We start from the raw sequence: 24655 nt of genomic DNA, 5'->3' as shown, positions 1-24655 counted from the left end.
CGAGGAGGTCGCGCACCTCCCCGCGCGTCGTCCCCGTGTGACGGCTGTGACTGGTGATACTGATGCGCATGCCCGTCACTTCCCCCGGGTCGCACCAGGGTCGCCGTCCGTCGCTGCGTCCTCCCGTCGACCCGCCGCGGACGCCGGTCGCCGAGCGGGCCGCTCGGATCCGGTTCCGTCGCGCCCTGTCGTTCATGGCGATGACCCTCGTCGCCCCCGGCTCGGCCCAGCTCGCGGCGGGCAACCGCACCGTCGGCAAGATCGCCCTGCGCATCTGGCTGACGCTGTGGGCGATCGTCCTCGTCACCGCGCTGGCCGTCGCGTTCGACCGCGACCTCGGCCTCGAGCTCGCCTTCGCGCCGGGCCCGCTGCTCGCGATCCGCCTGACGATGCTGGTGCTGGCCATCGGGTGGGCCGCCCTGTTCATGGACGCCTGGCGCCTGGGCCAGCCGCTGACCCTCGGCCTGGCCCACCGCCGCGCCGTCGTCGGCGTCAACGGCCTGCTGTGCTTCGGCGTCGCGGGCTCGCTGCTCTTCGGCGCCCACATGGTCGGCGTCCAGCGCGACCTCGTCATGACCCTCTCGGGCGACGGCAAGGTCACCGGCGCCCACGACGGCCGCTACAACGTGCTGCTCCTCGGCGGCGACTCCGGCAGGGGCCGCTGGGGCCTGCGCCCGGACTCCATGACGGTCGCCTCGATCGACGAGGACACCGGCCGCACCGTGCTCATCTCGCTGCCGCGCAACATGGCCAAGGCCCGCTTCGCGCCCGGCTCGGTGATGGCCAAGCAGTTCCCCGACGGCTTCGACGTCGACTACCTCAACGGCGTCAACACCTGGGCCATGGACCACACCGACCTCTTCCCGGGGTCGAAGCACCCCGGCATCGACGCCACGATGATGGCCATCGAGGGCATCACCGGCCTGAAGATCAACTACTGGGCGATGGTCAACCTGCAGGGCTTCAGCAACCTCGTCGACGCCGTCGGCGGCGTGAAGCTCAACGTGCGCTCCCCCATCCCGATCGGCGGCGTGGGCGCGGCGATCAACGGCTACATCCCCGCCGGCGAGCACCGCCTCAGCGGCCGCCAGGCGCTCTGGTACGCCCGCTCGCGCGCCGACTCCGACGACTACTCGCGCATGGCACGGCAGAAGTGCGTCATGAACGCGATGCTCCACCAGATCAGCCCGCAGAAGGCGATCGCGAACTTCGAGAAGATCGCCGACGCCTCCAGCGCGCTGATCTCCACCAGCATCCCGGCCTCGCAGTTCGGCACGTTCGCCTCGCTGGCCCTCAAGGCGCGTGGCGCCAAGGTCTCGACGCTCTCGCTGGTCCCGCCGCTCATCAACACCGGTGACCCCGACTTCGCCCTCATCCACCGCAAGGTCGCCTCGACCATCGCCGCGGCCGAGGGCAACGCCAAGGCCAAGCCGAAGACGGTCCGCGCGGCCGGCTCGGGCTCCACGGGCTCCGGCTCGGGCTCCACCGACCAGCCGATCACCGGCGGCTCGGTGGGCACCCTCAAGACCGGCTACGTCGCCAACGAGTCCGACGACCTCGGCTCGGCCTGCTGACGCGCCTCAGCCGGCAGGTTCGGTGACCTGAGGCCCGTCCTCGCCACCGCGCCACCAGGGAGCGTCCTCGCCCTGTCGGCGCAGGCCGGCGTCGGTGCGCAGGTCGAGGCGGGGGTCGGAGACGACGTCGAAGAGCGTGTCGACGTCGACCTCCAGCCGCTGGCGACGGGGGTCGCCGGTGATCACCGGCCCGCTGTAGCGCGCGACGACCGCGGCGCCGTCGTCGCGGGTGGCGACGACGTAGACGAGCCCGGGGTCCTCCTCGGGGTCTTCGTCCTCCCAGCGCAGCACCCCGCGCGGGGTCTCCACGCAGTCGCGCGGGCGCTCGCCGGTGTCAGGATCCGCGACGTCGCAGCCGGTGAGGGCGGGCGAGGCGTCGGCGATGACGGACACGGCGACGGAGTCGCCGTCGTACTCGCCGTCGGAGCCGAAGCGCAGGTCGGCGCCGGCGACCCCGCGGCCGGCGTCGGAGTCGCCCAGGGAGTCGGTGGTGCCGGAGTCGGGCGTGCCGACGGCGTCGCGCAGCACGTCCGCTGCGACCCAGGCGACGGCCGGCGGCGAGATCTCCTCGCGGCCGTCGGCGTCCGCGGCGGAGTCGGCGTCACCGCAGGCCGCGAGCGGGAGGAGCAGGAGGGGGAGCGCGGTGCCGAGCCGCCGCGCGCCCCTCATGCCGGCCGCAGCCAGACGGTGGCCAGCGGCGGGAGCACCAGGTCGGTGTGGGCCGGCTGGCCGCTCCACTCGCCGTCGACGGCCGTGACGGCGCCGAGGTTGCCCACGCCGGAGCCGGTGTAGCCGGTGGCGTCGGTGTTGAGCACCTCCTCCCAGGTGCCGCTCGACGGAAGGCCGAGCCGGTAGCCGGGGTGGGGGACGGCCGACAGGTTGGCGACGCAGACGAGGTCGGGGTCGCCGTCGGTGCCGCGGCGCACGAAGCTGAAGACGTTGCGGCCGGCGTCGTTGGCGTCGATCCAGGCGAAGCCCGCGGGGTCGGAGTCCTGGCGCCACAGCGCCGGCGTGGCGCGGTAGGTGGCGTTGAGGTCGCGCACGAGGCCGTGGACGCCGCGGTGCTCGGGGTGGTCGAGCAGCCACCAGTCGAGCTCGCGCGACTCCGCCCACTCCGACTCCTGGCCCAGCTCGCCGCCCATGAAGAGCAGCTGCTTGCCCGGGTGGGCCCACATGAAGGCGAGGTAGGCGCGCAGGTTCGCCAGCTGCTGCCAGCGATCGCCCGGCATCTTGCGCAGCAGGGAGCCCTTGCCGTGCACGACCTCGTCGTGGCTCAGCGGCAGCACGTAGTTCTCGCTGAAGGCGTAGACGAGGCTGAAGGTGAGCTCGCCGTGGTGGTAGGAGCGGTGGATCGGCTCGCGGGCGAGGTAGCCCAGGGAGTCGTGCATCCAGCCCATGTTCCACTTGAAGCCGAAGCCCAGGCCGCCCTCCGAGGTGGGCTTGGTGACGCCGGGCCACGACGTCGACTCCTCGGCGATCGTGGTGATGCCGGGCACCCGCTTGTAGACGGTGGCGTTCATCTCCTGCAGGAACTGCACCGCCTCGAGGTTCTCGTGGCCGCCGTGGACGTTGGGGGTCCACTCGCCGTTCTTGCGGGCGTAGTCGAGGTAGAGCATCGAGGCGACGCCGTCGACGCGCAGACCGTCGACGTGGAACTCCTCGAGCCAGAACAGCGCGTTGGCGTAGAGGAAGTTGCGCACCTCGGCGCGGCCGAGGTCGAAGATGTAGGAGCCCCACTCGGGGTGCCAGCCGCGCTGGGGGTCGGGGCTCTCGTAGAGCGGGGTGCCGTCGAAGCGGGCCAGCGCCCACTCGTCGGTGGCGAAGTGCCCGGGCACCCAGTCCAGGATGACGCCGATGCCGGCCTGGTGGAGCCGGTCGATGAGCAGGCGCAGGCCGTCGGGGTCGCCGAAGCGGCTGTCGGCGGCGAAGTAGGAGGTCACGTGATAGCCCCACGAGCCGCCGAAGGGGTGCTGCATCACCGGCATCAGCTCGACGTGGGTGAACTGCAGGTCGGCGAGGTAGGCGACGAGGTCGTCGGCCAGCCGCTCCCAGCTCCAGATGCCGCCGTCGGGGTGACGCCGCCAGGAGGCCAGGTGCATCTCGTAGACGCTCATCGGCGCCGCGACCGGCTGCTGCTCGGCGCGCGCGGCCATCCAGGCGCCGTCGCCCCAGGCGTAGGTGGACTCGAAGACCCGCGACGCCGTGTGCGGCGGCACCTCGGCCCAGGTGGCCATGGGGTCGGCCTTGTCGCGCCAGGCGCCGTCGGAGCCGAGCACCGCGAACTTGTAGGCCGCGCCGCTGCCGACGCCGGGCACGAACAGCTCCCACACCCCGGACGTGCCGAGCTGGCGCATCGGGTGCTCGCGGCCGTCCCAGCGGTTGAGGTCGCCCTTGACCCGCACGCCGCGGGCGCCGGGCGCCCACACCGCGAACGACGTGCCGCTGATCGGCTCGCCGCCGGGCACCTCGTAGTGGTGGACGCGGGCGCCGAGCACCTGCCACAGCTGCTCGTGGCGGCCCTCGTTGATGAGGTGGAGGTCGATCTCGCCGAGCGTGGGCAGGAAGCGATAGGCGTCGTCCTGCACCGCGACGTCGGCGACGTCCTCACCGTCGTAGGCCACCGCCACGCGGTAGTCGGGCACGTCGGGCACGGCGACGACGCCGGCCCACACGCCCTCGTGCTCGTGCTCGAGGTCGACGACGCCGAACGCGCCGCGCACCTGCACGGCCGAGGCCAGCGGACGCAGCACCCGCACCGTGACGCCGCCGTCGTGCGGGTGGGCGCCGAGGACGGCGTGGGGGTGGCCGTGCTCGCCGCGGGCCAGCTGCTCGAGCTCGACGGTGGGCACCGGGAGGATCGAGGGGTCGAGGGCGCTCATCAGGCGGCTCCGATCTCCGCGACGGCACGCAGCGGGATGGCGACCCAGTCGGGCCGGTTGCGGGTCTCGTAGACGGTCTCGTAGACCGCCTTGTCGGCCAGGTAGGCGTCCAGCAGCACCCGCTCGGGGGCCTCGAGGTCGCCGCCGGCGTAGGCGGTGAGGAAGTGGTTGCGGTTGCGGTGCGCCCACTCCGCGGCGCGCTCGCCGACCTGGGCGGCCGACTCGGGGTGGTCGAGTGCGACGTCGCGCTCGACGACGCGCGGGGCGTAGTCGAAGGAGCGCAGCATCCCGGCGACGTCGCGCCAGGGGCTGTCGGGCCGACGACGCTCCGTGAGGGTGGCCGACGGCTCGCCCTCGAAGTCGACGACCTTCCAGCCGCGCGAGGTGCGCAGGGTCTGGCCGAGGTGGAGATCGCCGTGCACGCGCTGCACGGTGACCTCGCCGAGCGCCGCGACGCGGCCGTAGACGTCCTCGATCGCGGCGGCGTGCGCCCCGAGCTCGGGCACGGCGGCGACGGCCTCGCGCAGTCGACGGGTCATGCCCGCGGCCAGCGCCGAGGTCTGCTCGGCGTCGAGCCGGGTGGTGCCGAACCGCTCGGCCAGCACCTCGTGCACGGCCCGCACGGCCTCGCCCAGCCGCGTGGACTCGCCGGCGAAGTCGCCGCCGGCCTCCCGGGCGTGCACCTCGTTGGCGGCGGTGTCGTCGGGGTCCATCGGCAGCGTGAAGGCCTGCGCGAAGAGGTCGTGGACGCTGGAGAGCGCGAGCTCCCAGCCGTCGGTGGCGGTGCGCAGGAACTGCTGCAGCATCGCCAGCTGGACGACGTCGTCGCCCTCGCCGGTCTCCAGCCAGCCGTAGAGCGCGGCCACGTGGGGGGAGTCGGCGCGGGTGAGCACCTCGTGCACCTCGACGTCGGGGTTGACCCCCGCCGTCGGCTGGCGGAAGACCTTCATGACGGCGTCCTCGCCGTAGAACACCGAGGAGTTGGACTGCTCGCCGGCGAAGAGCGAGGCGGGGGCGTCGGCCTCGAGGTCGTGGCCGGGCAGCCGCCGGAACCGCAGCCCGGTTCCGTCGTCGACGAGCGTGGCGTCGGGCGCCGCGGCGGCGGCGTCGAAGGCGCGCAGCCACAGCGCCATCGCGTCGCGGTCGTGGACGGCGTCGTAGGCGTGCACCCAACCCGGCAGGGGAGCGTCGGCCGGCTCCTCCCACCAGCCGAGGAAGGCGTGCTCGAGATGCGGCTGCACGTCGGTGTAGAGCGCCAGCGGCACCTGGTAGCTCGCGCTGCCGCCGACGGCGTCGGTGAAGGCGACCTCCACCAGGTGCACCGCGACGACGGGGGCGTCGGCCGGCGTGCCGGGCAGGTGGGGGACCGCGCCGATGCGACGCACCGCCCGCACGTCGAAGGGGCGTCCCTTCCCCGCGAACCAGCGGGTGCGCACCAGGTAGTCGGCGAGCACCTGCGGGTCGAGGTGGTCGAGGGGCTCGATCGTGCGGGGGGCGTCGCTCACAGCTGGGGTCCCTCCTCGGAGGTCGTCGTCGGGCCGGACGCGGTGAGCCGGAACCAGTAGAAGCCGTAGCCGGCGAGCGTCAGCAGGTAGGGCAGGTCCCCGATCTCGGGGAACTGCACGCCTCCGAGCAGCTCGACGGGGCGGCGGCCGGCGAAGCGGCGCAGGTCCAGCTCCACCGGCTGCGGGAACCGGCTGAGGTTGTTGACGCACAGGATGACGTCCTCGGTGCCGTCCTCGGCCACGTGCTCGCGGACGTAGGAGAGCACCGCGCCGTTGGAGCCGCCGAGGTCGTGGAAGGTGCCCAGGCCGAAGGCCGGGTGGTGACGTCGCGCGTGCAGCATCCGGCGGGTCCAGTGCAGCAGCGAGGACGGGTTCTCCATCTGCGCCTCGACGTTGACCGAGGCGTAGCCGAAGACGGGGTCCTGGATCAGCGGCAGGTCCAGCCGGCCCGGGGTGGCGCTGGAGAAGCCGGCGTTGCGGTCCGGCGTCCACTGCATCGGGGTGCGCACGCCGTCGCGGTCGCCGAGCCAGATGTTGTCGCCCATGCCGATCTCGTCGCCGTAGTAGAGCACCGGCGAGCCGGGCAGGGAGAGCAGCAGCGCGTTGAACAGCTCGATCTGGTTGACGTCGTTGTCGAGCAGCGGGGCCAGCCGACGGCGGATGCCGATGTTGGCCTTCATGCGGGGGTCCTTGGCGTACTCGTTCCACATGTAGTCGCGGTCCTCGTCGCTGACCATCTCGAGGGTGAGCTCGTCGTGGTTGCGCAGGAAGATGCCCCACTGGCAGCTGTCGGGGATCGCCGGCGTCTGCTCGAGGATCTCCGAGATCGGGAAGCGCGACTGGCGCCGCACCGCCATGAAGATGCGCGGCATCACGGGGAAGTGGAAGGCCATGTGGCACTCGTCGCCGCCGACGGAGAAGTCGCCGAAGTACTCCACGACGTCGGCGGGCCACTGGTTGGCCTCGCACAGCAGCACCCGGCCGGGGTAGTGCTCGTCGACGAAGGAGCGCACCCGCTTGAGGAACGCGTGGGTCTCGGGGAGGTTCTCGCCGTTGGTGCCCTCGCGCTCGTAGAGGTAGGGCACGGCGTCGAGGCGGAAGCCGTCCAGGCCCATGTCGAGCCAGAACGCGATCGCCTCGATCATCGCCTCGCCGACGGCCGGGTTGTCGAAGTTGAGGTCGGGCTGGTGGCTGAAGAACCGGTGCCAGAAGTACTGCTGGCGCACGGGGTCCCACGTCCAGTTCGACGGCTCGGTGTCGACGAAGATGATCCGCGCGTCCTGGTAGAGCTCGTCGGTGTCGGACCAGACGTAGAAGTCGCCGTAGGGACCCTCGGGGTCGCTGCGGCTGGCCTGGAACCACGGGTGCTGGTCGCTGGTGTGGTTCATGACGAAGTCGATGATCACGCGGATGCCGCGCTCGTGGGCGGCGTCGAGGAACTCCCGGAAGTCCTCGATGGTGCCCACCGCCGGCAGCACGCCGGTGTAGTCGGCGACGTCGTAGCCGCCGTCGCGCAGCGGCGAGGGGAAGAACGGCGGGATCCACAGGCAGTCGACGCCGAGCCAGGCCAGGTAGTCGAGCTTCTCGATGAGGCCCTTGAAGTCGCCGGTGCCGTCGCCGTTGGAGTCGCGGAAGGAGCGCACGAGCACCTCGTAGAACACCGCGGACTTGAACCACTCCGGCTCGGGGTGGGCCGCGTGCTGCACCTCGCGGGCGGGCTCGGGCTGGACGTCGGTCACGGGGCGGTCCTCCGAACGGTCAGGACGTGGGCGGGCTCGTGGTGGGGGTCGAGGCGGACGTAGGCGTGCTCGGTCCAGGTCCAGTCCTGGTCGGTGACCTCGTCGTGGACGACGAAGGCCTCCCCGGGCTCCAGGCCCAGGCCGGCGAGGTCGAGGTGGACCATCGTCTCGCGGGTGCCGTGGGGGTCGAGGTTGATCACGACGATGACGCGGTCCTCGCCCTCGCGCTTGGAGTAGCAGAGGATCTGCTCGTCGTCGGTGGCGTGGATGACGACGTTGCGCAGCCGCTGCAGCGCCACGTGCTCGCGGCGCACGCGGTTGAGCATCGTCAGGTACGGCGCGAGGGTGCGGCCCTCGCGGGCGGCGGCGTCCCAGTCGCGCGGCCGCAGCTGGTACTTCTCGGAGTCGAGGTACTCCTCGCTGCCGGGCTTGACCGCCACGTGCTCGTAGAGCTCGTAGCCGGCGTAGACGCCCCACGTCGGGGAGGACGTGGCGGCCAGCGCTGCACGCACCTTGAACGCCGCCGGGCCGCCGTACTGCAGGTAGGCGTGGAGGATGTCGGGGGTGTTGACGAAGAAGTTCGGCCGCATCAGGTGGTCGGTCTGCGACGACAGCTCGCGCAGGTAGTCGGCGATCTCGCCCTTCGCCGTGCGCCAGGTGAAGTAGGTGTAGGACTGGTGGAAGCCCACCGAGCCGAGCGCCCGCATCATCGCCGGGCGGGTGAAGGCCTCGGCGAGGAAGAGGACGTCGGGGTCGGTGCGGCGCACCTCGCCCAGCAGCCACTCCCAGAAGTCCAGTGGCTTCGTGTGGGGGTTGTCGACGCGGAAGATCCGCACGCCGTGGCCGATCCAGTGGCGCACCACCCGCAGCATCTCCGCGCGCACGCCCTCGGGGTCGTTGTCGAAGTTGATCGGGTAGATGTCCTGGTACTTCTTCGGCGGGTTCTCCGCGTAGGCGATCGAGCCGTCGGCGCGGGTGGTGAAGAACTCCGGGTTCGAGGTCACCCAGGGGTGGTCGGGCGCCGCCTGCAGGGCGAGGTCGAGGGCCACCTCGAGGCCGTTCTCACGGGCCGTGGCGACGAAGGCGTCGAAGTCCTCGAGCGTGCCGAGGTCGGGGTGGACGGCGTCGTGGCCGCCGTCCTTGGAGCCGATCGCCCACGGCGAGCCGACGTCGTGCGGGCCCGGGGTGAGGGTGTTGTTGGGGCCCTTGCGGTTGACCTCGCCGATGGGGTGGATCGGCGGCAGGTAGACGACGTCGAAGCCCATCTCGGCCACGGCCGGCAGGCGCTTCGCGGCGGTGGCGAAGGTGCCGCTGCGCAGCACGCCGTCGGCGTCCGGTGCGGCGCCCTCCGAGCGCGGGAAGAGCTCGTACCAGCTGCCGAAGAGCGCCCGGGGACGGTCGGCCTGGAGCGGGAAGGGCCCCTCGACGGTGAGCAGCTCGCGCAGCGGGTAGGCCTCCAGCGCTGCGGTCATGCCGGGGTCCTCCAGCACCGCCAGGCGGGCGGCAGGGGGACGCCGACGGTCGGCGCAGGCCTTGACGCCGGCGTCGATGAGCGCCTTCTCGCCGGTGGTGCCGCGGGGGAGCCCGGCGCGCACCTGCTTGAGCAGCAGGGCGCCCTCGGCGAACATCAGCTCGACGTCGATGGCGGCGGGGATCTTGATGCCGGCGGCGTGCTGCCAGGTGGCGACGGGATCGGACCAGGCGTGGACCTCGAAGGACCACGCGCCCTCGACGTCGGGGGTGACCCACGCGCGCCAGAGGTCGGGGACGTCGCCGCCGACCGGCTCCATGCGCACCGGCGGACGACGTCGACCGCTCGGGTCGATGAGCACGACCTCGGCGCCGAGGGCGTCGTGACCCTCGCGGAACACGGTGGCGGTGACCGGCAGGGGCTCGCCCGCGGTGGCCTTCGCGGGGCGTGCTCCGCGATCGACCAGGGGCATGACGTCCATGACGGGGATGCGACCGACCATGCGTCCACCCAACCGGGCCGCGACCCTGCGTGCAAGCCGCCGCGGGGGTGGTCCGCAGCGCCACGCCCAGAGGGGTTGGAACGATCAAAGAAGTCGACTAGCGTCCCGCCCGTGCGTGCCATCCGTCGCTTCACCGTCCGTCCCGTGCTGCCCGACGCGCTCGCCGGCCTGGGGACCCTCGCCGCGAACCTGCGCTGGTCGTGGCACCCGCCGACCCAGGACGTCTTCGCCGCCGTCGACGCCGACCTGTGGGAGAGCACCGGCCACGACCCCGTGCGCCTGCTCGGCGCGGTCTCCCGCGAGCGGCTCGACGCCCTGGCCGCCGACGACGCCTTCCTCGGCCGCCTCGCCGAGGCCGGCGACGACCTCGACCGCTACCTCGCCTCCGACCGCTGGTACCAGCAGCGCGTCGGGTCCGAGGGACCGCGGGCGATCGCCTACTTCTCGCCCGAGTTCGGCATCACCGCCGTGCTGCCGCAGTACTCCGGCGGCCTGGGCATCCTCGCCGGCGACCACCTCAAGTCCGCCAGCGACCTCGGCACCCCGATCGTCGGCGTCGGCCTGCTCTACCGGCACGGCTACTTCCGTCAGGCGCTCTCCCGCGAGGGCTGGCAGCAGGAGACCTACCCGCTGCTCGACCCCGACGAGCTGCCGATCTCGCTGCTGCGCGAGCACACCGGCGAGCGCGCCACGATCTCCATCGCGATGCCCGGCGGGCCCGACCTCGTCGCGCGCATCTGGGTGGCGCAGGTCGGCCGTGTCCCGCTGCTGATGCTCGACACCGACGTCGAGGGCAACCCGCAGGCCTACGTCGACGTCACCGACCGCCTCTACGGCGGCAACTCCGAGCACCGCCTGCGCCAGGAGCTGCTGCTCGGCGTCGGCGGCGTCCGCGCCCTGCGCGCCTACTGCCGCATCACCGGCCACCCCGAGCCGGAGGTCTTCCACACCAACGAGGGCCACGCCGGCTTCCTCGGCCTCGAGCGCATCCGCGAGCTCACGGTCGCCGACGCCGGCCCGCGCCTCGACCTCGCCACCGCGCTCGAGGTCAGTCGCGCGTCCACCGTCTTCACCACCCACACCCCGGTGCCCGCCGGCATCGACCGCTTCCCGCGCACCCTCGTCGAGCAGTACTTCGCCGAGCCCGGCGCCACGCCCGGCGTCCCGGTGGAGCGGATCCTCGCCCTCGGCGCCGAGGACTACGACGGCGGCGACCCGGCCGTGTTCAACATGGCCGTCATGGGCTTCCGTCTCGCGCAGCGCGCCAACGGCGTCTCGCTGCTGCACGGCCACGTCTCGCGCGGCATGTTCAACGGCCTGTGGCCGGCCTTCGACGAGGCCGAGGTGCCGATCGGCTCGATCACCAACGGCGTCCACGCCCCCACCTGGGTGGCGCGGGAGATCTTCGAGCTCGCCGCCGGCCGCGGCGCCGACCCGCACGGCGACGACGTCGACGCCTTCTGGGACGTCATCGGCCAGGTGCCGGCCGCGGAGATCTGGTCGGTCAAGCGCACCCTGCGCGAGCGGCTCGTCCACGAGGCGCGCGCCCGCCTCGAGGCCTCCTGGATCGAGCGGGGCGCCGCCAAGGCCGAGCTCGGCTGGGTCGAGGACGCCCTCGACCCCGACGTCCTCACCATCGGCTTCGCCCGCCGGGTGCCGTCCTACAAGCGGCTCACCCTCATGCTGCGCGACCCTGAGCGCCTCAAGCGCCTGCTCACCGACCCCGAGCGGCCGGTCCAGCTGATCATCGCCGGCAAGTCCCACCCGGCCGACGACGGCGGCAAGCGCCTCATCCAGGAGCTCGTCCGGTTCGCCGACGACCCCGCGGTGCGCCACCGCATCGTCTTCCTGCCCAACTACGACATCGCGATGGCGCTGCCGCTCTACCCCGGCTGCGACGTGTGGCTCAACAACCCGCTGCGCCCCTACGAGGCGTGCGGCACCTCGGGCATGAAGGCCGCGCTCAACGGCGGGCTCAACCTCTCCATCCTCGACGGCTGGTGGGACGAGTGGTTCGACGGCTCCAACGGCTGGGCGATCCCCTCCGCCGACGGCGTCGAGGACGTCGACAAGCGCGACGACCTCGAGGCGGCGGCGCTCTACGACCTCATCGAGAACGAGGTCGCCAGCCGCTTCTACGACCGCGACGCCGACGGCGTCCCGACCCGCTGGGTCGAGATGATGCGCCACACCCTGCTCTCGCTGGGCCCGAAGGTGCTGGCCAGCCGGATGGTGCGCGACTACGTCCGCGAGCTCTACACCCCGGCCGCCGCCACCGCCCGCGCGCTCAACGCCGACTTCGCCGGCGCCGTCGAGCTCGCGCAGTGGAAGGCCCGCGTGGTCGGCGCCTGGCCGGGCGTGCGCGTCGAGCACGTGGAGTCCTCCGGCGTCGGCGACGCCCCCGAGGTCGGCGCCACGATGGCCGTCCGCGCCTTCGTCGCCCTCGGCGACCTCGCCCCGGCCGACGTCGCGGTGCAGCTGGTTCACGGCCGCACCACCAGCGCCGACGAGCTCGTCGAGACCCGCGTCCTCGACCTCGCCGTCACCGAGTCCTACGAGGCCGGCCGTCACCGCTTCGACGGCCAGGTCGTCCTCGACCACGCCGGCGGCTTCGGCTACACCGTCCGCGTCGTGCCCCGCCACGACCGGCTGGCCTCGGTCGCCGAGCTCGGCGTCGTCGCCCTGCCGCAGGGCTGAGCCCGGCGTCCACTGACTGTGGACGACCACGAGATTGGTCAGGGGAACTTGGGTGTGAAGGCCCCCAAGTTCCCCTGACCAACCAGAAGTTCCCCGGTCAGCCGGGGAACTTCTGGCTCCCCGGCCCGACTCACCCCTCCCGCAGCACCACCGTCGACCGACGCCCGATCGAGAGCCGGTCGCCGGCCTTCACCTGCGTCCCGACGGGGAGCTTGAAGTCGGTGGAGAGCACGACGGTGCCGGTCTGCACCCAGTCGTTCTCCGGCAGCTGGATGGGCTGGGGGAGCCAGGCGGAGTTGAACCAGATCATGAACGAGGAGTCGATCTGCTGCTCCCCGCGCGGGCCGGGGGAGCGCAGGGGGGCGCCGGAGACGAACATGCCGACGGCGCGCAGCTCGGGGTCGTGCCAGTCGCGGTCGGTCATCTCGCGGCCGGTGGGGTGCAGCCAGGCGAGGTCCTTGGGGCCGCCCTTGAGCGCGGGACGTCCCTCGAACCAGTGCCGCTGGCGCAGGGCGGGGTGCTCGCGCCGCAGTCGCAGGGCGGTCTTGGTGACCTCGTAGACGTCGAGCCAGGCGTCGTCGGGACGCCAGTCGATCCAGGAGATCTCGTTGTCCTGGCAGTAGGCGTTGTTGTTGCCGCGCTGGGTGCGCCCGCGCTCGTCGCCGGCGGTGATCATCGGGACGCCGTTGGACAGGCACAGGGTGGCCATCATGTTGGCGGCCTGGCGCCGGCGGACCGCCACGAGGGCGGGGTCGTCGGTCTCGCCCTCGACCCCGTGGTTCCACGAGCGGTTGTTGTCGGTGCCGTCGCGGTTGTCCTCGCCGTTGGCCTCGTTGTGCTTGCTCTCGTAGGTGACGACGTCGCGCAGCGTGAAGCCGTCGTGGGCGGTGACGAAGTTGATCGAGGCGTACGCGGAGCGGCCGTCGTCGGCGTAGAGGTCCGAGGAGCCGGCCAGCCGGGTGGCGACGGTGCGGATGCCGGAGGTGTGGTTGCGCCAGAAGTCGCGGATCTCGTCGCGGTACTGGTCGTTCCACTCCGTCCACGGCGGGGGCATGCGGCCCACCAGGTAGCCGTCCATGGAGGCGTCCCACGGCTCGGCGATGAGCTTCACGTGGCGCAGGACGGGGTCCTGGCCGATGGCCACCAGCAGGTCGCAGCCCATGTCGATGTCGTAGCCGGTGCGGGTCAGCGCCGACATGAGGTCGAAGCGGAAGCCGTCGACGTGCATCTCGGTGACCCAGTAGCGCAGGGAGTCGAGGATGAGCCGCAGCGCGAGCGGGTCGCCGGAGTTGACGGTGTTGCCGCAGCCGGTGACGTCCCAGTAGGTGTCGTCGAACGCGCCCGGGGCGCCGGTGGCGGGGTCGGCCTGCGGGGCGACGCGCTTGTAGAAGCCGCGGTCGTCGAGCCCGCGGAAGCTGAGGGTGGGCCCGAGCGGGCCGGCCTCGGCGGTGTGGTTGTAGACGACGTCGAGGATCACCTCGAGGCCGGCGCGGTGGAAGGCCTTGACCATCTCCTTGAACTCGCGCACCTGCTCGCCGTGCTCGCCGGAGGCGGCGTAGGCGTTGTGCGGGGCGAAGTAGCCGATGGAGTTGTAGCCCCAGTAGTTGGCCGCGCCGCGCTCGGTCAGCGCCGGCTCGGAGACGAACTGGTGCACCGGCAGCAGCTCGACGGCCGTGACGCCGAGGTCGCACAGGTAGTCGATGACCGCCGGGGTGGCCAGGCCCGCGTAGGTGCCGCGCAGCTCCTCGGGGACGCGGTCGTGCAGCGCGGTCATGCCCTTGACGTGGGCCTCGTAGATGACGGTGTCGCGCCAGCGCCGGTGCATCGGCGCGTCGCCCTCCCAGTCGAACCCACCCCCGAAGGTCGGGTCGACGACGACGCTGCGCGGCACGTAGGGCGCGGAGTCGTCGCCCTGGCGGGTCTCGGGCTCGCCGAAGACGTAGCCGAAGGCGGGCTGCTGGGGGTCGAGGTCGCCGGCGATGGCCAGGGCGTAGGGGTCGAGCAGCAGCTTGTCGACGTTGAACCGCAGGCCCTGCGCGGGGTCCCACGGGCCGTCGACGCGGAAGCCGTAGCGGGTGCCCGGCGCCACGTCGGGGATGGCGCCGTGGAAGATGCCCTGGGAGCGCTCGGTGAGCGCGTACCGCTCCTCCTCCTCGATCCCGTCGACCTCGTGGAACAGGCAGACCCAGGCGGCGGTGCCGGCCGGCGCGTACACCGCGAAGTTCGTCGACTCCGCCGACCAGGTGGCTCCGAGGGGGAAGTTGCGGCCGGGCCAGACCCGCGAGGTCTGTCCCAGGTGCGTCCACGTCATCGCGCTCACCGCCTCATTCTTGCCGAACCTGGCAGAGTGCGGAGCGGATGGGCGACTCCGGCGGCATCGGCCCCGGTCGCGACGACACGACGCCGGCCCGTGCGGGTCGGGAGAGGTGGCAGACACGATGGGCGAGTTCGTCCGACTCGAGGTGAGCGACGGCGTCGCGACGCTGCGACTGGACCGACCCAAGATGAACGCGCTGAGCGAGCAGGTGCAGGAGGAGATCCGCGCCGCCGCCGCCGAGGCCACCGAGCGTGACGACGTCAAGGCCGTCGTCCTCTACGGCGGCGAGCGCGTCTTCGCCGCGGGCGCGGACGTCAAGGAGATGGCCGACATGTCGCACACCGACATGATCAAGCGCTCCGCCGGCCTCACGACCGCCTTCACCGCGGTGGCCCGCATCCCCAAGCCGGTCGTCGCCGCGATCACCGGCTACGCCCTGGGCGGCGGCTGCGAGCTCGCGCTGTGCGCCGACGTCCGCTTCGCCGCCGACGACGCCGTGCTGGGCCAGCCCGAGATCCTCCTCGGCATCATCCCCGGCGCCGGCGGCACGCAGCGCCTGACCCGGCTCGTCGGCCCCTCCAAGGCCAAGGACCTCATCCTCACCGGCCGGTTCGTGAAGGCCGACGAGGCGCTCTCCATCGGCCTGGTCGACCGCGTCGTCCCGGCCGCGGAGGTCTACGACGCCGCCGTGGCCTGGGCCGCGCAGTTCGCGACGGCGGCCACCTATGCCGTCCGCGCGGCCAAGGAGGCCATCGACCGCGGTCTCGAGGTCGACCTCGAGACCGGTCTGGAGATCGAGCGCATGCAGTTCGCCTCCCTGTTCGCCACCGAGGACCGCCGCATCGGCATGACCTCGTTCGTGGAGAGCGGTCCCGGGAAGGCGCAGTTCGTTGGCCGGTGAGCGGGGCGGGCGCATGGCGCGCCTGACCCGGAGCAAGGGCGGCGACGGCCAGGGACCCGAGCAGAGCACCCGAGCGCTGCGCCTCGCCCTGGCCCGTGCCGTGTGGACGATCTGCCTCGTCCTGGCCCTGATCCTCGCCGTCGGCGCCCTGCTCGTGGCGCTCGACGCGAACCGCGACAACGCCCTGGTGCGCCAGGTCCTCGACCTCGCCGACGCCGTCGACCTGTCGGTGTTCTCCCGCGACAACGGGATCTTCACCTTCACCGGCGACTCCGCGGCCAGCAAGAACGCTCTTGTCAACTGGGGATTGGGTGCGGTGTTCTACTTGATCGTGGGACGTCTGCTCGAGCGCGTGCTGCGTCCCTGACCGCCACAGCCCCGCATCACCCGAACACCGGAACAACCCCCCGTCCGACCTCACGCCGGGGACGGCGCCACGAGCCGCGAGGCTGACAGTGACGCTGTCAGCGGTGTGAGATAGCCAACCCGCGCATCCTCGTGTGCGGCCAGGTGACTGGGCGGTAACCTCACGATCACATCCGAGTGCACAGGAGGGGCCCTAACCGGCCGATCACCACCATGAACATTGTTGTCTGTGTGAAGTACGTCCCCGATGCCACTGCGGACCGCCAGTTCGAGTCCGACAACACCGTCGACCGCGTCGGCGTGGACGGCCTGCTGTCCGAGCTCGACGAGTACGCGGTCGAGCAGGCCCTCCAGCTGAAGGAGAAGGGCGAGGACATCGAGGTGACCGCGCTCTGCGTCGGTCCCGAGAAGGGCGTGGACGCCGTCCGCAAGGCGCTGCAGATGGGCGTCGACAAGGGCATCCACGTCGTCGACGACGCCATCGCCGGCTCCGACGCCATCGCCACCTCGCTGGTGCTCGCCAAGGCCATCGAGAAGATCGGCGTGCCGGACCTCGTCATGTGCGGCATGGCCTCCACCGACGCCGGCATGTCGGTCGTCCCCGCGATGCTCGCCGAGCGCCTCGACCTCCCGCAGGTCACCTTCGCCGCGGTCATCGAGACCCAGGGCGACCAGGTGCGCATCAAGCGCGACGGCGACACCGCCACCGAGATCATCGGCGGCACCATGCCGCTGGTCATGTCGGTCACCGACCAGACCGGCGAGGCGCGCTACCCCTCCTTCAAGGGCATCATGGCCGCGAAGAAGAAGCCGCTGGAGACCTGGTCGCTGTCCGACATCGGCGTCGACGCCGCCTCGGTCGGCCTGTCGGTCGCCTGGACCTCCGTCGAGGAGACCGCCGCCCGTCCGCCGCGCACCGCCGGCGAGATCGTCAAGGACGAGGACGGCGCCGGCGCCACCGCGCTGGTCGGCTTCCTGGCGTCCAAGAAGTTCATCTGACGAGCGCTGCGAGAGGAAGAGAAGCACTCATGTCCGAAGTCCTGGTGCTCGTCGATCACGTCGACGGAGCCATCCGCAAGCCCACCCTCGAGCTGCTGGCCATCGCCAAGCGCATCGGCTCGCCCTCGGCCGTCTTCATCGGCGGTGCCGACCAGGCCGACGCCGCCGCGCAGCGGCTGGCGGCCTTCGGCGCCGACAAGACCTACGTGGTCGACGACGCCGAGATCAAGGGCTACCTCGTCGCCCCCAAGGCCGAGGTCCTCCAGCAGCTGATCGAGAAGACCTCGCCGGCCGCCGTCCTGATCGTCTCCGGCTACGAGGGCAAGGAGATCGCCGGTCGCCTGGCGATCAAGACCGGCTCCGGCCTGATCACCGACGCCGTCGACGTCGACGCCGACGGCACGACCACCCAGTCGGTGTTCGCGGGCAACTTCACCGCCAAGGCGAAGGTCACCACCGGCACGCCGATCATCACGGTCAAGCCGAACTCGGCCGCTCCGGAGGAGTCGGCCGGCGCCGGCGCCACCGAGGCGTTCACCGCGACCATCTCCGACTCCGCCAAGAAGGCCCAGATCGTGGCGTCGCAGCCGCGTCAGGCCTCGGGTCGCCCCGAGCTCACCGAGGCCGCGATCGTCGTCTCCGGCGGCCGTGGCACCGGCGGCAACTTCGACTCCGTCGAGGGCCTGGCCGACGCGCTGGGCGCGGCGGTCGGCGCCTCGCGTGCCGCCGTCGACTCCGGCTGGAAGCCGCACAGCTTCCAGGTCGGCCAGACCGGCAAGGTCGTCTCGCCGCAGCTCTACGTCGCCAACGGCATCTCCGGTGCCATCCAGCACCGGGCCGGCATGCAGACCTCGAAGACGATCGTCGCGGTCAACAAGGACGAGGAGGCGCCGATCTTCGAGCTCGTCGACTTCGGCGTCGTCGGCGACCTCCACGCGGTGCTGCCCAAGGCCACCGAGGAGATCAACCAGCGCAAGGGCTGATCCCCCGAGGATCTGCTCCCCGTCACGAGCCCCCACCGTCCGCGGTGGGGGCTCGTGCGCGTCTCGGCTCCTCAAACGCCGCCGGGGGAGCGGGCGGCGCTCACTACGATGGCGCCATGACCGACGCGCCCGGCCCCGTCCGCTCCGAGGCGTCCGTCGCCACCCTCGCCCTGCGCGCCCGCGAGGCCAGCCACGGCCTGGCGCTGGCCACCCGGCTGGTCAAGGACGCCGCCCTGGAGGCGATGGCCGCGGCCCTGCTGGAGCGCTCGCAGGAGATCCTCGCCGCCAACGCCGACGACGTCGCGCGCGCCGAGGCCGGCGGCACCCCCGCCAACATCGTCGACCGCCTGCGACTGACCCCCGAGCGCCTGGGCGGCATGGCGCAGGGCCTGCGCGACGTCGCGGGCCTGGCCGACCCCGTCGGCGAGGTGGTGCGCGGCAGCACGCTGGCCAACGGCCTGGAGCTGCGCCAGATCCGGGTGCCGTTCGGCGTCGTCGGCATGATCTACGAGGCCCGTCCCAACGTCACCGCCGACGCCGCCGGCATCTGCTTGAAGTCCGGCAACGCCGTGCTGCTGCGCGGCTCGGGCAGCGCCGCGGCCAGCAACGCCGCGCTCGTCGCGGTCCTCCGCGACGCCGTCGCCTCCGCCGGGCTCGATCCCGAGGTCCTGCAGCTGGTGCCGGCCGACTCCCACGACACCGTCAAGGAGCTGATGCGCGCCCGCGGGCTGGTCGACGTGCTCATCCCGCGCGGGGGAGCGGGCCTGATCCGCACGGTCGTGGAGGAGTCGACGGTGCCGGTGATCGAGACCGGCGTCGGCAACTGCCACGTCTACGTCGACGCCGCCGCCGACCTCGACATGGCCGTCGCGATCGTCCTCAACTCCAAGACCCACCGCACCAGCGTGTGCAACGCCGCGGAGACCCTGCTGGTGCACGCCGACGTCGCCGAGCTGTTCGTCCCGCGGATCACCGCCGCGCTCCAGCAGGCCGGCGTCACCGTGCACGGCGACGCCACCTTCGCCGTGCTCGACGGCGTCGTCGAGGCCACCGACGACGACTGGGGCACCGAGTACCTCTCCCTCGACATCGCCGCCCGCGTCGTCGACTCCGTCGAGGACGCCGTCGCCCACATCCGACGCTGGTCGAGCCAGCACACCGAGGCCATCGTCACCGAGGACCAGCGGGCCGCGCGCCTGTTCACCGCCGCCGTCGACTCCGCCGCGGTGCTCGTCAACGCCTCCACCCGCTTCACCGACGGCGGGGAGTTCGGCTTCGGCGCCGAGATCGGCATCAGCACCCAGAAGCTCCACGCCCGCGGCCCGATGGGCCTGCCGGAGATGACGTCGACCAAGTACGTCGTCACCGGCGACGGCCACGTCCGCTGATCCCTGCTGGCTCGTGCCGGCCCCTGGTGACACGGGCTCGAGCCGGCACGAGGGTCCCGGCATGGCCCTCGACCTGATCACGTCCCCGTCCCTGGTGCAGGCCGCCGGCGAGGGCGAGCCGAACCCGCTCCTCCCCGACGGCGTCGAGCTGCTGCTGGGCGCACTGCTCGCGTTCGGCGTGACCGCCGCGATCGTGCTGCTCGTGGTGCTCCTGGTCCGCTCCCGGCGGGCCGGTCGCGCCACCGGTGGCGGGCACGTCGGCTGAGGGCCCCGATGCCCGGTACGCTTCTCCCATGACGTTGCAGCTCCTCGTGCGTGCCGCTGAGACCTCCTCCGAGGGCGGCGGCCCCAACCACTGGGTCATCGGTGGCCTCGCCCTCGGCATCCTCCTGATCCTCCTGTTCGCGCTCATCGCCTTCGGCAACGGCCGCGAGCACAGCTGAGCGGCGTCGCATGACGCGTCGGCGCCGGGTCGGCGTCATGGGCGGGACCTTCGATCCCATCCATCACGGTCACCTGGTGGCCGCCTCCGAGGTGCAGTCCTGGTACGACCTCGACGAGGTCGTGTTCGTGCCCACCGGCGACCCCTGGCAGAAGTCCGACCGTCAGGTCACCGCAGCCGAGCACCGCTACCTCATGACGGTGATCGCCACGGCCGCCAACCCGCGCTTCACCGTGAGCCGGGTCGACATCGACCGGCCGGGCCCGACGTACACCATCGACACCCTGCGTGACCTGCGGGCCGCGCTGCCCGACGCCGAGCTGTACTTCATCACCGGCGCCGACGCCCTCACCGAGATCTTCACCTGGCGTGACGCCGGCGAGCTCTTCGACCTCGCCCGGTTCGTCGGGTGCACCCGGCCGGGCTACGAGATGGACCTCACCTCGATCAGCGGGCTCCCGGCCGACCGCGTCACGATCCTGGAGATCCCGGCGCTGGCCATCTCGAGCACCGACTGCCGCGACCGGGCGCGCCGCGGCGAGCCCGTCTGGTACCTCGTGCCCGACGGCGTCGTCCAGTACGTCGCCAAGCACGACCTCTATCCCGTCGTGGACGCCGCGGCCCACCGCCGCGACCCGGCGACGGCCCGCTCGGCCTCGGCCGAGCCCGTCGAGCACCTCACCGATCCGGTGACGCTCAGCGCCGTCCACGACACCCCGTGACCACCGTCCCCAGGGAGACCCCATGACCGCCACCGACTACGCCCTCGAGCTGGTCACCGTCGCCGCCCGCGCGGCCAGCGACAAGCTGGCCCAGCACATCGTGGCCTTCGACGTCAGCGAGCAGCTGGCCATCACCGACGCCTTCGTGCTCGCCTCGGCGAGCAACGAGCGCCAGGTCGGCGCCATCGTCGACGAGGTCGAGGACAAGCTGCGCGAGGCCGGTGCGAAGCCGATCCGTCGCGAGGGCCACCGCGAGGGCCGCTGGGTGCTGCTCGACTACGGCGACCTCGTCATCCACGTGCAGCACGAGGAGGAGCGGCAGTTCTACGCCCTCGAGCGGCTCTGGCGCGACTGCCCGCTCATCGAGCTGCCGGCCGACGTCGTCTCCTCCGAGCGGTGAGCCGCCGGCTCCTCCTGCTGCGTCACGGTCAGACCTCCTGGAACGCCGAGCGGCGCATCCAGGGGCAGGCCGAGTCCGAGCTCGACGAGACCGGTCACGCCCAGGCGGCCGCTGTCGCCCCCGTGCTGGCGCGCTTCGGTCCGTCGGTGCTGTGGTGCTCCGACAGCCGCCGGGCCCGCCAGACCGCGGCCTACGTCGCCGCCTCCACCGGCCTGGAGGCCCGGGCCGACGCGCGGCTGCGGGAGTACTTCCTCGGCGAGCGCCAGGGGCTCACGCACGTCGAGTACGAGGCGATGGCGCCCGAGGAGTTCGCGTCCTTCCGTCGGGGCGAGTGGTCGGTCGTGCCGGGTGCGGAGAGCGCCGCCGAGGTCGCCGCGCGGATGTCCGCGGCCCTGCACGAGCTGCTGGACCGCATCCCCGAGGGCGGCCTGGGCATCGCCGTCTCCCACGGCGCGGCCATCCGCGACACCGTGCCCGCGCTGCTCGGCTGGCCGCTGGGCACCGGCGCGTCGCTGCGCGGCCTCGACAACTGCGCGTGGGTCGCGCTCGACGTCGTCGAGCCCGGCGGTCCCCTGCGGCTGCAGGCCTACAACCGGCTCGCGTCGGTCTGAGCCGGTGGGCGCCTGCGAGCAGGACGGGGTGCGACACGGGGGAGCCACCCCGATTTTCCTCCCCGTGCCCCCATCGGCTAATGTTCCGCAGGTCGTCACCGCGCGAGCGGAGATGGCCAAGCCTGGGGCTGTGGCGCAGCTGGTAGCGCATCTGCATGGCATGCAGAGGGTCAGGGGTTCGAGTCCCCTCAGCTCCACCAAAAGTGGATTAGTAGAAACCTGGACAGGCTGACTGCCCAGGGTGAAGACAGAAGCGGACCCCGAGGGGTCCGCTTCTGCGTTTCCGGCACCTGACGCCATGACGAGGCGCCTGCTGTCGTCGAGGGCTGCTGCGAGCGGTGTACGCGCTGCCTGAGCGGCCGCGGTGCCTCCTGGCTCGTCGGGATCGATCGCGTCGATGTAGATCCGGGAGAACCACGCTTGGTTGTACCTGCGTCGGTCGGGATCCGTGATGTCGCGGTAGAGCCGGCCGGGGTCTCCGAGGCGGTCGAGCAGGGCGTCCAGGGTCGCTTCGGTATCGATACCCGAGCGCTCGTGAGCGGCCAACTCCTGCTCCATCGCGGCGAGCTGTCGGGAGAATCGTGCTTGTCGTTCCTGGGCGATATGCGCGGGAATGACGCCGTCCATGCTGAGGTCGGCGAGCTTGCGCTGGTCACGGTGGATCGATTCGATCTTGCGCTGGAGGCCTGACGTGTTCTGTTGGGCCTCGTCCTGGATCGCGCGCAGGTGGTCGATGAGGCTGCCACGGATCTGGGGGAGGGCGTCCCCGAGCCATGGTTCGTGCTCCGTGTCCCAGACCTTGGTGACGGCGGCTTCGACCTGCTCCAGGGGGATGTAGGGGGCGTCGCAGTCGTTGCTCTTGGTCTGCCGCCCTGAGCAGACGAAGTACTCGTACCGCGCCCCGTTCTTGCCGGTCGGCATCATGTAGATCAGGCGCGACTTGCAGCGGCCGCAGAAGACACTGCCGGAGAGGTAGTTGGCGTGCTTTCGTTCTCGATTGCCGCCGAGGCGGTTTCCCGCGAGCCGGTCCTGCACGGCGTGGAAGGTGGCCTCGTCGATCAGCGGCTCGTGCGCCCCCGGGTGTTCGACGTCGCGGAAGGTCACGTACCCGCAGTAGAAGCGATTGAGCAGCATCTTGTGTACGTGGCTTCGCTGGAGTGGCCGCTCGGGTTGCCTCGGCGTCGCTCGGATTGTCAGCCCGCGGTCTTCGAGCAGTTCTGTCAGCGAGGACAGCGTCATGTCCTGGTCGTTGGCGTAGGTCTCGAAGGCCCACTTCACGATCGGTGCCCGCTCTGGGTCGACCTCGATCGTGCGGACCTCCGTGCCGTTGACCGTCGTGCGCACGTTCGCGTAGCCGACTGGAGCCCTGCCAAGGGCGCCGCCATGGCGAACTTTCTGCTCCATACCCTTGATGACCTCTTGCGCAAGGTTCTGGCTGTACCACTCGGCGACAGCGGAGAAGATGCCGTGGACGAGCTGTCCCTGGGGCGTCTCGTCCACGTTCTCCGTCACGGAGACCAAGGTTGCGCCGGCCTGGCGGATGGCGAGGTTGATTGCCACGTCGTCTGCGCGGTTGCGCGCGAGGCGATCGATCTTGTGGACGATGACGAGGTCGACGTGGTTCTCGCGGATATAGGCGAGGAGCTTCTGCAGCTCCGGGCGGTCGGCAGATCTGCCCGACTCGCCGGCATCGATGAACTCGCGAAGCAACGTCGCTCCGAGGCCGTCGGCTTTGGTGCGGCACGCCGAGCGCTGGGCGGGAATTGAGAGGCCCTCAGCCAGGCCACCGCGGCGTGCTTGGTCGCTCGTCGAGACGCGGTAGTAGCTCACCGCCGTCAGGGTGGGGGAGTGGGATTGTGCGGTCATGTGCTTCTCCAGTGGGCGTAGGAATCGGTCGAGCAGGGTCACGCGGCATGGGCCTCCAGCGGAGTCGGTTTGACAGCAAAGTTGACAGCAACGCGGCCTACCAACGCCGTCCTTCGAATGCCGTCGAGCAACGGCGTCACCCCTGTTGAAGTCAGCGCAGAGCGAGGCCAGCAGAGGCCTGAAGAGCCTTGTGTCCCCGGTTCAAGTCCGGGAGGAGCCACCAGAGAGAGAATCAATCCATGCGGACCCATTTCGGGTCCGTTTTTGGTGTCTGACAGCAACGATTGACAGCAACGCGTGCTGTCATCGGCTTCCGTCACCGCACGTTGAACCTCGGCGAGGGCATCGGTCTGACTCTCGACGTCGCCGTGCTGGTAGATCTGCTGCGTCGTTGTGATGTTGGCGTGGCCAAGTAGAAGCTGAGTGTCGCGTGCGGGAAGCCCGATGTTCTTCAGGAACGTCGCCGCCGTGTGGCGTAGGTGATGGAGGGTGATTCGGGGCAGCCCGGCCTGCTCGCTGATTCGTGTGAACGCTCGGAGGAGGTTTCCTCCCTCAACGGGCGTTCCGAATCGGGTCTGGAACACCAAGTCAGATGGCCTGGAGTCCGGTCCACGGAGGCCCTCAAGTGCGCTGGCAACGACGGGAAGGAGTGGCAGGTCCCGTTTGCCGGCGTTGGTCTTGACCGGTCCAAGTTGCCAGTCGCCATCTACCCGTTGGATCTGGTGTTCCACGTGGAGGACTTGATTCTGAAAATCGATGTCCAACCATCGCAGACCAAGGACCTCGCTACGGCGCATGCCGTAGACGATGAGCATTAGAAATGCAGGTTGCCACGGGTGGTTCTGTGTGGCGCTGAGGAACGTCTTCGCCTGCTCGAAGGTCCACGGCGTGATCTTCCGCCGGTGCCATGTCGGCAGCTCTAACGAGTGCGCGACGTTGCGCACGACGAGTTCTTCCCGCTGGGCGCGTGTGAGCGCTGCGGAGAGGACGGTCCTGATCTTCTGAACGGTGCGAATAGAACATCCGGCGGCCAACTGGCCGTCGAGGTACGTCTGCACGTTCGCGACGGTGAGGTGCACCAGGTCGTAGTGCCCGAGGTCCGGCTTCAGGTAGAGACGGATGATCATCTCGTAGGACGTATAGGTCGTCGGTCGCCGCGTCGTCTTCACGATCGGCAGCCAGTAGTCCAAGTAGGCCCCGAGACGCCACCGGCGCTCGGGACTTACGATCCCGCTCTTGGGTCTGCTGCACGGATAGGTGACATCTGATCTGCGTCGATGTGTGTCGGCGCTG

Annotated in this window: 19 protein-coding genes, 2 tRNA genes and 2 pseudogenes; 15 read left to right on the top strand and 8 right to left on the bottom strand. The window is 71.2% G+C overall.

The window, feature by feature from the left end:
• Positions 1-68 precede the first annotated feature (68 nt).
• Positions 69-1574, top strand: coding sequence for an LCP family protein (locus ACZDWJ_RS11980; protein WP_463521186.1), 1506 nt, complete (start codon positions 69-71; stop codon positions 1572-1574).
• Between the two features lie 6 nt (positions 1575-1580).
• Here ACZDWJ_RS11980 and ACZDWJ_RS11975 read toward each other — a convergent pair whose 3' ends face one another.
• From ACZDWJ_RS11975 to ACZDWJ_RS11955, 5 genes are read right to left on the bottom strand one after another with little or no spacing between them, the layout of a single operon-like run.
• On the bottom strand, positions 1581-2243 hold the full coding sequence (locus tag ACZDWJ_RS11975; RefSeq protein WP_463521185.1) for a hypothetical protein: 663 nt from the start codon (positions 2241-2243) through the stop codon (positions 1581-1583).
• A complete protein-coding gene (gene glgB / locus ACZDWJ_RS11970) occupies positions 2240-4453 on the bottom strand; it encodes a 1,4-alpha-glucan branching protein GlgB (RefSeq protein WP_463521184.1) in 2214 nt (737 codons plus the stop codon). Before glgB ends, ACZDWJ_RS11975 begins: the two co-directional genes overlap by 4 nt.
• The gene (locus tag ACZDWJ_RS11965; protein WP_463521183.1) at positions 4453-5958 is read right to left on the bottom strand and encodes a maltokinase N-terminal cap-like domain-containing protein; all 1506 of its coding nucleotides are present in this window, start codon (positions 5956-5958) and stop codon (positions 4453-4455) included. The genes glgB and ACZDWJ_RS11965 overlap by 1 nt, the downstream gene beginning before the upstream one ends.
• Positions 5955-7697 (bottom strand): maltose alpha-D-glucosyltransferase, encoded by a 1743-nt coding sequence (gene treS, locus ACZDWJ_RS11960; protein ID WP_463521182.1) that lies wholly within the window; start codon positions 7695-7697, stop codon positions 5955-5957. Before treS ends, ACZDWJ_RS11965 begins: the two co-directional genes overlap by 4 nt.
• The gene (locus tag ACZDWJ_RS11955; RefSeq protein WP_463521181.1) at positions 7694-9670 is read right to left on the bottom strand and encodes an alpha-1,4-glucan--maltose-1-phosphate maltosyltransferase; all 1977 of its coding nucleotides are present in this window, start codon (positions 9668-9670) and stop codon (positions 7694-7696) included. Before ACZDWJ_RS11955 ends, treS begins: the two co-directional genes overlap by 4 nt.
• A 111-nt stretch (positions 9671-9781) precedes the next feature.
• Here ACZDWJ_RS11955 and glgP point away from each other — a divergent pair, with 111 nt between their 5' ends.
• Positions 9782-12367, top strand: coding sequence for an alpha-glucan family phosphorylase (gene glgP, locus ACZDWJ_RS11950; protein WP_463521180.1), 2586 nt, complete (start codon positions 9782-9784; stop codon positions 12365-12367).
• A 130-nt stretch (positions 12368-12497) separates the two neighbouring features.
• Here glgP and glgX read toward each other — a convergent pair whose 3' ends face one another.
• Positions 12498-14678: a glycogen debranching protein GlgX gene (gene glgX / locus ACZDWJ_RS11945; protein WP_463521249.1), complete on the bottom strand. Its 2181-nt coding sequence runs from the start codon at positions 14676-14678 to the stop codon at positions 12498-12500.
• A gap of 127 nt (positions 14679-14805) precedes the next feature.
• On the opposite strand from glgX, the gene ACZDWJ_RS11940 reads away from it, so the two are divergent.
• From ACZDWJ_RS11940 to ACZDWJ_RS11885, 12 genes are all read left to right on the top strand, one after another.
• Complete coding sequence (locus ACZDWJ_RS11940) at positions 14806-15585, top strand: enoyl-CoA hydratase/isomerase family protein (RefSeq protein WP_463521179.1); 780 nt, start codon at positions 14806-14808, stop codon at positions 15583-15585.
• Between the two features lie 13 nt (positions 15586-15598).
• The gene (locus ACZDWJ_RS11935; RefSeq protein ID WP_463521178.1) at positions 15599-15952 is read left to right on the top strand and encodes a hypothetical protein; all 354 of its coding nucleotides are present in this window, start codon (positions 15599-15601) and stop codon (positions 15950-15952) included.
• 230 nt (positions 15953-16182) lie between these two features.
• Positions 16183-16950, top strand: a complete 768-nt coding sequence (locus ACZDWJ_RS11930) for an electron transfer flavoprotein subunit beta/FixA family protein (protein WP_463521177.1) — start codon at positions 16183-16185, stop codon at positions 16948-16950.
• Between the two features lie 29 nt (positions 16951-16979).
• On the top strand, positions 16980-17933 hold the full coding sequence (locus tag ACZDWJ_RS11925) for an electron transfer flavoprotein subunit alpha/FixB family protein (RefSeq protein WP_463521176.1): 954 nt from the start codon (positions 16980-16982) through the stop codon (positions 17931-17933).
• A 116-nt stretch (positions 17934-18049) separates the two neighbouring features.
• Entirely contained in the window at positions 18050-19321 is a 1272-nt protein-coding gene (locus tag ACZDWJ_RS11920) for a glutamate-5-semialdehyde dehydrogenase (protein WP_463521175.1), read from the top strand.
• A gap of 61 nt (positions 19322-19382) precedes the next feature.
• Positions 19383-19586, top strand: coding sequence for a hypothetical protein (locus tag ACZDWJ_RS11915; RefSeq protein ID WP_463521174.1), 204 nt, complete (start codon positions 19383-19385; stop codon positions 19584-19586).
• A 28-nt stretch (positions 19587-19614) separates the two neighbouring features.
• Positions 19615-19764 (top strand): hypothetical protein, encoded by a 150-nt coding sequence (locus tag ACZDWJ_RS11910; protein WP_463521173.1) that lies wholly within the window; start codon positions 19615-19617, stop codon positions 19762-19764.
• Between the two features lie 10 nt (positions 19765-19774).
• Positions 19775-20485 carry a nicotinate-nucleotide adenylyltransferase gene (gene nadD / locus ACZDWJ_RS11905; protein WP_463521172.1) on the top strand — a complete coding sequence of 237 codons (711 nt, stop codon included), beginning with the start codon at positions 19775-19777 and terminating at the stop codon, positions 20483-20485.
• 22 nt (positions 20486-20507) lie between these two features.
• Complete coding sequence (gene rsfS / locus ACZDWJ_RS11900) at positions 20508-20885, top strand: ribosome silencing factor (protein WP_463521171.1); 378 nt, start codon at positions 20508-20510, stop codon at positions 20883-20885.
• Positions 20882-21496 carry a histidine phosphatase family protein gene (locus ACZDWJ_RS11895; RefSeq protein WP_463521170.1) on the top strand — a complete coding sequence of 205 codons (615 nt, stop codon included), beginning with the start codon at positions 20882-20884 and terminating at the stop codon, positions 21494-21496. Before rsfS ends, ACZDWJ_RS11895 begins: the two co-directional genes overlap by 4 nt.
• 124 nt (positions 21497-21620) lie before the next feature.
• Positions 21621-21696: transfer RNA gene (locus ACZDWJ_RS11890), tRNA-Ala, on the top strand.
• Positions 21697-22030: 334 nt separating this feature from the next.
• Positions 22031-22186 (top strand): hypothetical protein, encoded by a 156-nt coding sequence (locus tag ACZDWJ_RS11885; protein ID WP_463521169.1) that lies wholly within the window; start codon positions 22031-22033, stop codon positions 22184-22186.
• 117 nt (positions 22187-22303) lie between these two features.
• Here the strand turns inward: ACZDWJ_RS11885 and ACZDWJ_RS11880 are convergent.
• Positions 22304-23362 (bottom strand): annotated as a pseudogene (locus tag ACZDWJ_RS11880) (recombinase family protein); the annotation flags it as partial.
• A gap of 126 nt (positions 23363-23488) precedes the next feature.
• Between ACZDWJ_RS11880 and ACZDWJ_RS11875 the strand changes: the two are divergent.
• A tRNA-Phe gene (locus ACZDWJ_RS11875) sits at positions 23489-23585 on the top strand.
• A 151-nt stretch (positions 23586-23736) separates the two neighbouring features.
• Here ACZDWJ_RS11875 and ACZDWJ_RS11870 read toward each other — a convergent pair.
• A pseudogene (locus ACZDWJ_RS11870) lies at positions 23737-24552 on the bottom strand (tyrosine-type recombinase/integrase); the annotation flags it as partial.
• Positions 24553-24655: the final 103 nt, after the last annotated feature.

It is taken from the genome of Nocardioides sp. B129/18, from assembly GCF_055282735.1.
This window is presented reverse-complemented; position numbering and strand designations above follow the sequence as displayed.